General features: G+C 73.5%; 11 protein-coding genes. 7 read left to right on the top strand and 4 right to left on the bottom strand.

All coding sequences use genetic code 11. From position 1 onward, the window contains the following. Positions 1 to 196: 196 nt before the first annotated feature. Positions 197 to 457, bottom strand: a complete 261-nt coding sequence (locus tag G8D98_RS15135; protein WP_166105253.1) for a hypothetical protein — start codon at positions 455 to 457, stop codon at positions 197 to 199. 126 nt (positions 458 to 583) lie between these two features. Between G8D98_RS15135 and G8D98_RS15130 the strand changes: the two genes are divergently transcribed. The 3 genes from G8D98_RS15130 (at position 584) to G8D98_RS15120 (ending at position 3,137) form a co-directional block, all read left to right on the top strand. Beyond that, entirely contained in the window at positions 584 to 2,302 is a 1,719-nt protein-coding gene (locus G8D98_RS15130; RefSeq protein WP_166105250.1) for a DEDD exonuclease domain-containing protein, read from the top strand. A 107-nt stretch (positions 2,303 to 2,409) separates the two neighbouring features. Further along, a complete protein-coding gene (locus tag G8D98_RS15125; RefSeq protein WP_166105248.1) occupies positions 2,410 to 2,811 on the top strand; it encodes a VOC family protein in 402 nt (133 codons plus the stop codon). Positions 2,812 to 2,855: 44 nt separating this feature from the next. Then, positions 2,856 to 3,137: an Lrp/AsnC family transcriptional regulator gene (locus tag G8D98_RS15120; RefSeq protein WP_166105245.1), complete on the top strand. Its 282-nt coding sequence runs from the start codon at positions 2,856 to 2,858 to the stop codon at positions 3,135 to 3,137. A gap of 17 nt (positions 3,138 to 3,154) precedes the next feature. Here the strand turns inward: G8D98_RS15120 and trpD are convergent, their stop codons facing one another. Both trpD and G8D98_RS15110 read right to left on the bottom strand, forming a co-directional pair. Beyond that, a complete protein-coding gene (gene trpD / locus G8D98_RS15115; protein ID WP_166105242.1) occupies positions 3,155 to 4,225 on the bottom strand; it encodes an anthranilate phosphoribosyltransferase in 1,071 nt (356 codons plus the stop codon). 5 nt (positions 4,226 to 4,230) lie between these two features. Beyond that, positions 4,231 to 4,677 carry a response regulator gene (locus G8D98_RS15110; RefSeq protein WP_166105239.1) on the bottom strand — a complete coding sequence of 149 codons (447 nt, stop codon included), beginning with the start codon at positions 4,675 to 4,677 and terminating at the stop codon, positions 4,231 to 4,233. Between the two features lie 128 nt (positions 4,678 to 4,805). Between G8D98_RS15110 and ctaE the strand changes: the two genes are divergently transcribed. The 4 genes from ctaE to qcrB are packed head-to-tail and all read left to right on the top strand — an operon-like array spanning position 4,806 to position 9,271. Continuing rightward, a complete protein-coding gene (gene ctaE, locus G8D98_RS15105) occupies positions 4,806 to 5,480 on the top strand; it encodes an aa3-type cytochrome oxidase subunit III (protein WP_444980893.1) in 675 nt (224 codons plus the stop codon). 48 nt (positions 5,481 to 5,528) lie between these two features. Then, complete coding sequence (qcrC, locus tag G8D98_RS15100) at positions 5,529 to 6,341, top strand: cytochrome bc1 complex diheme cytochrome c subunit (protein WP_166105233.1); 813 nt, start codon at positions 5,529 to 5,531, stop codon at positions 6,339 to 6,341. A 48-nt stretch (positions 6,342 to 6,389) separates the two neighbouring features. After that, positions 6,390 to 7,538 carry a cytochrome bc1 complex Rieske iron-sulfur subunit gene (qcrA, locus tag G8D98_RS15095; RefSeq protein WP_166105231.1) on the top strand — a complete coding sequence of 383 codons (1,149 nt, stop codon included), beginning with the start codon at positions 6,390 to 6,392 and terminating at the stop codon, positions 7,536 to 7,538. Then, a complete protein-coding gene (gene qcrB / locus G8D98_RS15090; RefSeq protein WP_166105228.1) occupies positions 7,535 to 9,271 on the top strand; it encodes a cytochrome bc1 complex cytochrome b subunit in 1,737 nt (578 codons plus the stop codon). The genes qcrA and qcrB overlap by 4 nt, the downstream gene beginning before the upstream one ends. 13 nt (positions 9,272 to 9,284) lie before the next feature. On the opposite strand, the gene G8D98_RS15085 is transcribed toward qcrB, so the two are convergent. Then, a complete protein-coding gene (locus G8D98_RS15085; protein ID WP_166105225.1) occupies positions 9,285 to 9,560 on the bottom strand; it encodes a DUF167 domain-containing protein in 276 nt (91 codons plus the stop codon). Positions 9,561 to 9,574: the final 14 nt, after the last annotated feature.

The raw sequence follows: 9,574 nt of genomic DNA, 5'->3' as shown, positions 1-9,574 counted from the left end.
CGCAGCGCTCGACGTGGCGGCCGGCACCGCCGCGGTGCCGGCGCCGCCCACGGACCGCGGCGGCCGCTCCCCGGGCCCGGTGCACCCGGTGAGCAGGGCCGCTCCGGCGAGAAGGACGGCCAGGCCCGCGCGCGCCCACCCGGCGCGGCGGGCTCGGACGTCGCGGACGGGCACCGGCTCATCGTAGGAGCCGCTCTCACCCCACGGCACGGGCTCCCGGCGCCGGCAGGACCGCCGGGTCGAGACGGGCACGGGCCCGGGCGGCCTCCTCGGGGTCGACGAGCCCCGCGCGCACGAGCCGGGTCACCGCGGCTCGCTCCTGCACGTCGAGCCCGGCCTGCGAGCGGGAGGGCCCGGCGGTGATGCTCAGCAGGACCGGCACCATGCAGTCGTCGCAGTGCAGCTCGCGCACCGGGCAGGTGCGGCAGTCGATCGTCGTCACGTCGGGTCGGGTCATGCGTCTCACCCCTTTCCAGGTGTCGTCCCGACGGTAGGGGCGGGCACCGACAGTGGCCCCCGAGCCCCCGGCCACCGCCAGCGCGCCTGCCGCCGGATGTCGGGAGCGCCACCTACGGTCGGGGACATGGCGATGGTCCAGGGCACGTTCGACGACCTGGGCACCCCCCTGTCGGGGGTCACCTTCGTCGTCGTCGACCTCGAGACCACGGGCGGCAGCCCGGCCGAGTGCGGCATCACCGAGATCGGCGCGGTCCGGGTCCGCGGCGGTGAGGTCGTCGGCGAGTTCCAGACCCTGGTCCACCCCGGCACGCCGATCCCCGCCTTCATCTCCGTCCTCACCGGGATCACCGACGCGATGGTCGCCGACGCGCCGCGCATCGAGTCCGCGCTGCCGGCCTTCCTCGAGTTCGCGGCCGGGTCGGTGCTCGTCGCGCACAACGCCCGCTTCGACGTCTCCTTCCTCAAGGCCGCGGCCGCCCGCACCGAGCACGCCTGGCCCGGCTTCCCCGTCCTCGACACCGTCCACCTCGCCCGCCAGGTGGTCCGCCGCGACGAGGTGCCCAACCACCGCCTCGGCTCGCTCGCGCGGCTCTTCGCGGCCAGCACGACGCCCGACCACCGGGCCCTGCACGACGCCCGGGCCACCGTCGACGTGCTCCACGGCCTGGTCGGCCGGGTCGGCAACCTCGGGGTGCACTCCCTCGAGGAGCTGCTCGACTACACCGCCCGGGTCTCGCCCGCCCGCCGGCGCAAGCGTCACCTCGCCGACGGGCTGCCCGACGCACCGGGTGTCTACCTGTTCAAGGACGGCCAGGGGCGGGTCCTCTACGTCGGCACGTCGGTCTCCATCCGCACCCGGGTGCGCTCGTACTTCACCGCCTCCGAGCACCGGCACCGGATGGGCGAGATGGTCCGGCTCGCGGAGTCGGTGAGCCCGGTCGTCTGCGCCACCACCCTCGAGGCCGAGGTCCGCGAGCTGCGGCTCATCGCCGAGCACGCGCCGCGCTACAACCGCCGCTCACGCCACCCGGAGAAGGCCCTGTGGGTCAAGCTCACCGTCGAGCCGTTCCCCCGGCTGTCCATCGTGCGCACCGTGGCCGGCGACGGCGCCCGGTACGCCGGGCCGTTCGGCTCCCGCCAGGCCGCGGAGGCGGCGGTCGCCGCGGTCCACGAGGTCCTCCCCCTGCGCCAGTGCACCGAACGGCTCTCCCCCCGGCGCACCCGCACCGCCTGTGCCCTCGCCGAGATGGGGCGGTGCGGTGCGCCGTGCACCGGCGCCCAGGGCGTCGACGAGTACGCCGGGCTCGTCGAGCGTGCCGCCCGCCTGCTCGACGGCGACGCCCGCGACCTGCTCGTGGCGCTCCAGGAGCGCATGGTGGCGCTGTCGGGCGCCGAGCGCTTCGAGGACGCCCAGGTCGTCCGGGACCGCCTCGTGGCCCTCGTCCGCGGCACGGCCCGCTCCCAGCGGCTCGGTCCCCTGGCGCGCATCCCCGAGCTCGTCGCCGCCCGCCGGGTGCCCACCGGCGGCTGGGAGGTCGTCTGCGTCCGGTTCGGCCGGCTCGCCGGCAGCACCACCTCGCCCCGCGGGGCCGACCCCATGCCCTACGTCGAGGCCCTACGTGCCAGTGCCGAGGTCGTGCCCGCCCCCGTCCCCCCGGCCACCGCCGCGACCCCCGAGGAGAGCGAGAAGGTGCTGCGCTGGCTCGAGGCGCCCGGGGTCCGCATCGTCGACGTCGACGGCCCGTGGACCTGCCCGGTCGCCGGGGCGGCCGCCGTGCGCGCCGAGCTCGAGCCGCTCGAGGCCTCGCGCCGGGCGACCGCCGGGTTCGCCGGCGTCCGCTGACCCACCCGCGGCGAGTGCGCACGCGGCTGCCCGGCGACCACGTGCGCACTCGAGGCGACCGCGGCGGACGGACGGAATCCGTCCGCAACCTCTCCTACGGTGGGCTCATGACCACCAAGCCCGTGCTCGACCTCGTCGTCCTCGACTGCCCCGACCCGCTCGCCCTCGCCAGGTTCTACGGGGAGGTCCTCGGCTGGGAGGTCGCCGAGGGCGAGGACCCCGGGTGGGTCGACCTCGTCCCACCCGGGGGTGGGGTCTCGCCGGAGAACCGGGACGGCCGCGTGAGCCTGTCCTTCCAGCGGATCGAGGACTGGGTCGCGCCGACGTGGCCCGGGGGTGAGCACCCCCAGCAGTTCCACCTCGACCTCAGCGTGCCCTCGATCGAGGACGCCGAGCCGGCCGTGCTCGCGGCCGGGGCGAGCGTGCACAACCACCAGCCCTCCGAGAGTGGCAGCTTCCGGGTCTACCTCGACCCCGCCGGGCACCCGTTCTGCCTCGTGCGCGGCTGACTCCACCCGGGCGCCCGCGCCGCGCCGGTGGCTAGGCTGACGGCGTGATCACCGCCATCGTCCTCATCAGCGCCGACGTCGACCGCATCCCGGAGGTCGCCCAGGAGATCGCCGACCTCGACGGCGTCACCGAGGTCTACTCCGTCGCCGGCGACGCCGACCTCGTCGCGATGGTCCGGGTCCGCCGCCACGAGTCGCTCGCCGACGTCATCGCCGACCGGCTCAACAAGGTCGAGGGCGTCACCGGCACCAACACCCACATCGCCTTCCGCACCTACTCCAGCCACGACCTCGATGCCGCCTTCAGCCTCGGCCTCGAGGACTGAGGGCACGGGACCTCGGGTCAGCGGGCGAGCTCGCGGGTCGTCGCGACCCAGCGCTCCAGGAGCGTCGCCGCCGCGCCGGAGTCCAGCGTCTCCTGCGCGGTGCGCAGCCCGGCGGCCACCGCCGCGGCCAGCGACTCCTCCGACGGCGGCCCGGACAGGCCCGCGGCCACGGCCAGGGCCATCCCGGCGTTGAGGGCGACGGCGTCGCGTACCGGCCCCTCCTCGCCGGCGAACACCCGCCGGGCGACCTCGGCGTTGAAGGCCGCGTCCCCGCCCCGCAGCGCCTCCACCGGGCGGTTGGCGAGCCCGACCTGCGTGGGGTCCAGGCTCAGCTCGGTGACCGCGCCGTCGCGCACCCACCACACCCTCGAGGTCGTCGCGAGCGTCAGCTCGTCGAGGCCGTCGTCCCCGCGGAACACCGCGGCGGGGCGGCCGCGCCCGGCGAAGACGCCGGCCATGAGCGGCGCGAGCCGCGGGTCGGCCACTCCGACGGCGGCGTAGGTGGGCTGACCGGGGTTGGTCAGCGGACCGAGGGCGTTGAAGGTCGTGCCGACCCCGAGACCGGACCGGGCGGCCGCGGCGTGCCGCATCGAGGGGTGGAAGGCGGCGGCGAAGCAGAAGGTGATGCCCACCCGCTCGGCGACCCGCTCCACCCCCTCCGGCGGCAGCGTCAGGTCGACACCGAGCTCCTCGAGCACGTCGGCCGACCCCGAGGAGGAGGAGGCCGCCCGGTTGCCGTGCTTGAGGACGCGCAGCCCGGAGGCGGCGACGACGACCGAGGCCATCGTCGAGATGTTCACCGAGTGCATCCGGTCCCCACCGGTCCCGACGATGTCGACGCTCGGCCCGGGCACGTGGATGCGGCGGGCGTGCTCGAGCATCATGTCGGCCAGCCCGCGCAGCTCGGCCACGGTCTCGCCCTTGGCGCGCAGGGCCACGAGGAAGCCGGCCAGCTGCACCGGCTGGGCCTCCCCGCTCATGACCCGGTCCATCGCCCAGCGGGCGGCATCGGTGGAGAGGTCCTCCCCGCGCAGCAGCGCCGCGAGCAGGTCCGGCCAGGTGAGGTCGCCGGCCGCCGTGGGGGCCATCGCGCTCAGCCGGCGGCGACCCGCTCGCGCGCCAGGCGGGCGAGCCCCTCGGCGAGGGCGATGGGGTCGAGCGGGTGGGGGACGGCGTCGTCGGCGAGCGACCAGCCGGCCAGCCACGCGTCCTGCGGCCGCCCGGTGAGCACGAGCACCGGCGGGCACCGGAAGATCTCGCTCTTCAGCTGCCGGCACAGGCCGAGCCCGCCGACGGGCGTCGCCTCGCCGTCGAGCACGGCGACGTCGACTCCCCCGGCGTCCATCGCCTCGATGACGGCCTCCGCGGTCGCGCACTCGTGCCACGCGGTGACCTCGACGTCCCGCGCCGGCCGCCGCCCCGCAGCCGCCCGGACGGCGTCCCGCGTGGTGATGTCGTCGCTGTAGAGCAGCACCCGCACCCGGTGGATGCCGTCGGTGGCCGACGTGGACGGGCCCGCTGGGGCGTGCGCTTCGGTCATGGTGGCATCGTAGCGAGGGAGCCGGTCGGCCCCCCACGGGCCCGCTCGCCGCGAACAGCGCGCCGGTCCGCCATCGTGTCGAGCCTTTCGGGGGGTCGCCTCGTCACACCCCCTCCGGTGTCGGCATAATGCCGTGCGTGGCGACTACTGCAGCTTCGGTCAAGCACGCGGGCCCGGTCCCGTCCATCCCGGGCCAGGGGCCCGCGACGCGACCGAACATGGTCGCCGTCGGGACCATGGTCTGGCTCTCCAGCGAGCTGATGTTCTTCGCCGCGCTCTTCGCGATGTACTTCACGCTGCGGGGCCACCGGCCGGACCTGTGGGACACCCACACCGAGCTGCTCAACGTGCCCTACGCCACCCTGAACACCCTGATCCTCGTGATCTCCTCGGTGTGGTGCCAGCTCGGGGTGCTCCAGGCCGAGCGCGGTGTCGTCGCCCGCCCCGAGGGGGTGCGGCTGCTGCGCGTCAGCTCCTGGGGCATGCGGGAGTGGTACGTCCTGACGTACGTCTTCGGCGCGGTCTTCATCGCCGGCCAGGTCTTCGAGTACGCCACGCTCGTCACCGAGGGCGTCACCCTCTCCTCCGACTCCTACGGGTCGATCTTCTACCTCGCCACCGGCTTCCACGGCCTGCACGTCACCGGGGGTCTCATCGCCTTCCTGCTCATCCTCGGCCGGACCTTCACCACTCGGCGCTACAGCCACGCCCAGGCCACGGGCGCCGTCGTCACGTCGTACTACTGGCACTTCGTCGACGTCGTGTGGATCGCCCTGTTCCTCATGATCTACGTCCTGAAGTAAGTTCTCCCGCGCGCCGACCGACTCCCCAGCAGAGAACAGGAAGCACTCGTGAACGCACTGGCAGCCCGCCGCCGGCACCCCGCGGCGATCGCCGTCCTCCTCATGCTGGGGCTCTTCCTCACCGGTGCCCTGTACTCGGCGTTCGCCCCCGAGCCCGCCGAGGCCACCACCCAGGCGCTGGCCTCGCAGTCGGTCGAGGAGGGCAAGGCCCTCTTCCGGGCCAACTGTGCCTCGTGCCACGGCGTCAACGCCGAGGGCCGCTCCACCGGCACGGACGACCAGATCGCGGGCCCGGCGCTCGCCGGCGTCGGCGCGGCGGCGGTCGACTTCCAGGTCGGCACCGGCCGGATGCCGATGACCCAGCCCGGCACGCAGGCCGCCCGCTCCGACGACGTGAAGTTCACCGACGAGCAGATCGCCGCCCTGGGCGCCTACATCGCCTCCCTCGCCCCGGGCCCGGAGGTGCCGAGCGAGGAGGCCGTCGACCCCACCCAGGGTGACCCCGCGACCGGCGGCGAGCTCTTCCGCGTCAACTGCGCGATGTGCCACAACTTCGCCGGCTCCGGCGGCGCCCTGACGCGGGGCAAGTACGCCCCCTCCCTCAAGGACGTCTCGGGCAAGCACATCTACGAGGCGATGGCCACCGGCCCGCAGAGCATGCCGGTGTTCAACGACGCGAACATGACCCCGGAGAGCAAGCGCGACATCATCGCGTTCCTCACGACCATCAACGAGCAGGAGAACCCCGGCGGGATGACCCTGGGCTCGCTCGGCCCGGTGAGCGAGGGGCTCTTCGCCTGGGTCTTCGGCCTCGGCATCCTCGTCGGCTGCGCCGTCTGGCTCGGCGCCAAGGCCGCCTAGCCCCTCGTCCACCGTCCCCCCCTTCGTCGACGACAGATCGGTAGCCCGATGAACGAGCAGGACCCGCACACCCCCGGTACCGAGGTGACCCCGGCGCCGGAGCACGGCGCCGTGCGCCTCGAGGAGGGTCACGTCGTCGGGACCGGCGGTCTGCCCGAGCGGTTCACCAACCCCGGGCTGCCGCACCACGTGCCGCGGATGGCCGACCTCGACGAGGCGGCCGCCCGGCGCGCGGAGAAGCAGGTGGCGACCCTCTTCGGCATCTCCATCCTCGGCACCGTCCTGTTCATCGTCCTGTACTTCGTGCTCGACGTGGACCAGACGGTCTTCGTCCCCGGCATCGGGCGCACCAGCGCGAGCAACGTCGGCCTCGGGGTCACCCTCGCGCTCAGCCTGCTCGGCATCGGCCTCGGCGCCGTCCACTGGGCCAAGACCCTGATGCCCGACGCGGAGGTCGTCGAGGAGCGCCACCCGATGCGCGCCAGCGACGCCGACCGGGCCGAGGCGGTCCGGGTGATCACCGAGGAGGGCGGGCGCTCGCAGATCTCCCGTCGCCCGCTGGTCAAGTACACCCTCGGCGGCGCCCTCGGCCTGTTCGCCCTGCCTCTCGCCCTCCAGGTCGGTGGCTCGCTCGGCGAGCTGCCCCGCAAGAGCCTCTCGCTCACCTGGTGGAACGGCGGCCCGAGCGGCCCCGGCGAGGAGCCCACCTTCCGACCGCTGCGCCTCATGAAGGACCCCGAGAACCAGCCGATCAAGGCCTCCGACGTCACCATCGGCTCGGTCTTCCACGTCATGCCGGAGGGGCTCCTGCCCGACCCGGAGACGCACGAGGGCGGTGCCGAGGACCTCCTGGAGGAGAAGGCCAAGGCCGCCGTCCTGCTCATGCGTCTGGACCCGGCGCAGATCCGCTCCCAGAAGGAGCTCGACTGGGGCCACGACGGCATCGTCGCCTACTCGAAGATCTGCACCCACGTCGGCTGCCCCGTCGGGCTCTACGAGCAGCAGACCCACCACCTGCTCTGCCCCTGCCACCAGTCGACCTTCGACGTCACGCAGGACTGCAAGGTCATCTTCGGCCCGGCCAAGCGTCCACTGCCGCAGCTGAAGATCACCGTCGACGACGAGGGCTACCTCGTCTCCGCCCAGCCGTTCGAGGAAGCGGTCGGCCCGAGCTTCTGGGAGCGAAACTCGTCATGAGCACCTCATCCGCACGCCCGGCCGACGCGCTGCGCGCCGGCGACCCCGGATACCAGGCCCCACCCAGCGGGGCGGCCCGCAGGATCGGCGGCATCGCCGGCTGGGTCGACGACCGCACCGGCGCGGCCAAGCCGGTCGGCTACCTGATGAAGAAGGTCTTCCCGGACCACTGGTCCTTCATGCTCGGCGAGATCGCGATGTACTCGATGATCATCTGCCTGGTCACCGGCTCCTTCCTCACCTTCTGGTTCGTCCCGAGCGCCGGCCACACCGTCTACGACGGCTCGTACGTGCCGCTGCGCGGCGTGGAGATGTCGCAGGCGTACGCCTCGACGCTGCACATCTCCTTCGACATCAAGGGCGGGCTGATCATCCGCCAGATCCACCACTGGGCGGCCCTGATGTTCACCGTCGCCATCGTGGTGCACATGTTCCGGGTGTTCTTCACCGGCGCGTTCCGCAAGCCGCGGGAGATCAACTGGGTCATCGGCTCGGTCTTGGCCCTGCTCGCGATCGTCGAGGGCTTCGCCGGGTACTCGCTGCCGGACGACCTGCTCTCCGGCACCGGCATCCGGGCCATGGCCGGCTTCGTCCAGACCGCACCGGTCATCGGCTCCTACCTGGTCTACGGCATCTTCGGGGGCCCCTTCCCCGGCGACATGATCATCCCGCGGCTGTACTCGGCCCACGTGCTGCTCATCCCGGCCATCCTCATCGGGCTGTTCACCGCGCACATCGGGCTCGTCGCCCTCCAGAAGCACACCCAGTTCCCCGGGCCCGGCCGCACGAACGACAACGTCGTCGGCTACCCGGTGATGCCGGTCTACGCGGCCAAGGCGGGCGGGTTCTTCTTCATCGTCTTCGGCGTCATCGCGCTGATCTCGGCGCTGGTGCAGATCAACCCGATCTGGGGCTACGGACCCTACGACCCCTCGCCGGTCACCGCCGGCTCACAGCCGGACTGGTACATGGGCTTCGCCGACGGCGCCCTGCGGCTGCTGCCCGGCTGGCTGGAGTTCCACTTCTGGGGCTTCACGCTGTCGCTGAACATCGCCCTCGGCGCCCTCGTGCTCCTCCCCCTGGTCTACACCGTGCTCGGGGTCTACCCGTTCCTCGAGCGGTGGGTGACCAAGGACGAGCGCGAGCACCACCTGCTCCAGCGCCCGCGCAACGCCCCGGTGCGGACCGGCATCGGGATGGCGGGGATCACCGCCTACACGGTGTTCATGTTCGCCGCCGGCAACGACATCATGGCCATCAAGCTGGGCATGTCGATCAACGACATCACCTGGTTCTTCCGGATCGCGCTCTTCGTCGCCCCGCCGGTCGTCTTCTGGGTGACCAAGCGGATCTGCCTCTCCCTGCAGCGCCGGGACCGCGAGACCGTCCTGCACGGCCGGGAGTCCGGCACGATCATCCGCACGCCCGACGGGCGCTACTTCGAGCGGCACGAGGCCCAGCTCCCCGAGGAGCAGTGGGTCCTCGTGCAGCACGAGGCCGTCGCGCCGCTCGAGCTCGAGCCGGAGGTCGACGAGCACGGCGTGGCCCGGCCGGCCGCCCGCTCGGAGCGGGTGCGGGCCGCGCTGTCGCGGTTCTACTTCGCCGACGCCGTCAACCCGGTGACCCCCGCCGAGCTGGCAGCGGCCCACCACCACGGCCACGAGACCGAGGCCATCGAGGGGGCGCAGCCGAGCCCCGAGCTCGAGTCCTCACAGGCCACCGACCGGAGCTGACCGCGGGGCCGGCTCAGCCCGCGAGCAGCGCGGCGAGCCGGGCCCGGCCCTCGGCGTCGTCGACGGCCACCTCGAGCACCTTCGTGCGCGAGCGGGCCCCGGACACCAGGGTGACCTGCCGGGGCCGCAGCCCGAAGGCCTCGGCGACCGCCCGGCACGCGGCGGTGGTGGCCGCACCGTCCACGGCCCGCTCCCCCACCGCGACGAGCAGCACCTGCCCCTCCTGACCCCAGCGACCACCCACCCGGGCGCGTGAGGACCCGGGGCGGACCCGGACGGTGAGGCGCACCCCCTCATGATGCC

Source organism: Phycicoccus endophyticus (assembly GCF_011326735.1).
GTDB lineage: Bacteria > Actinomycetota > Actinomycetes > Actinomycetales > Dermatophilaceae > Phycicoccus > Phycicoccus endophyticus.
The sequence above is the reverse complement of the archived record's forward strand: the minus strand, read 5'-3'. Positions and strand labels throughout refer to the sequence as shown.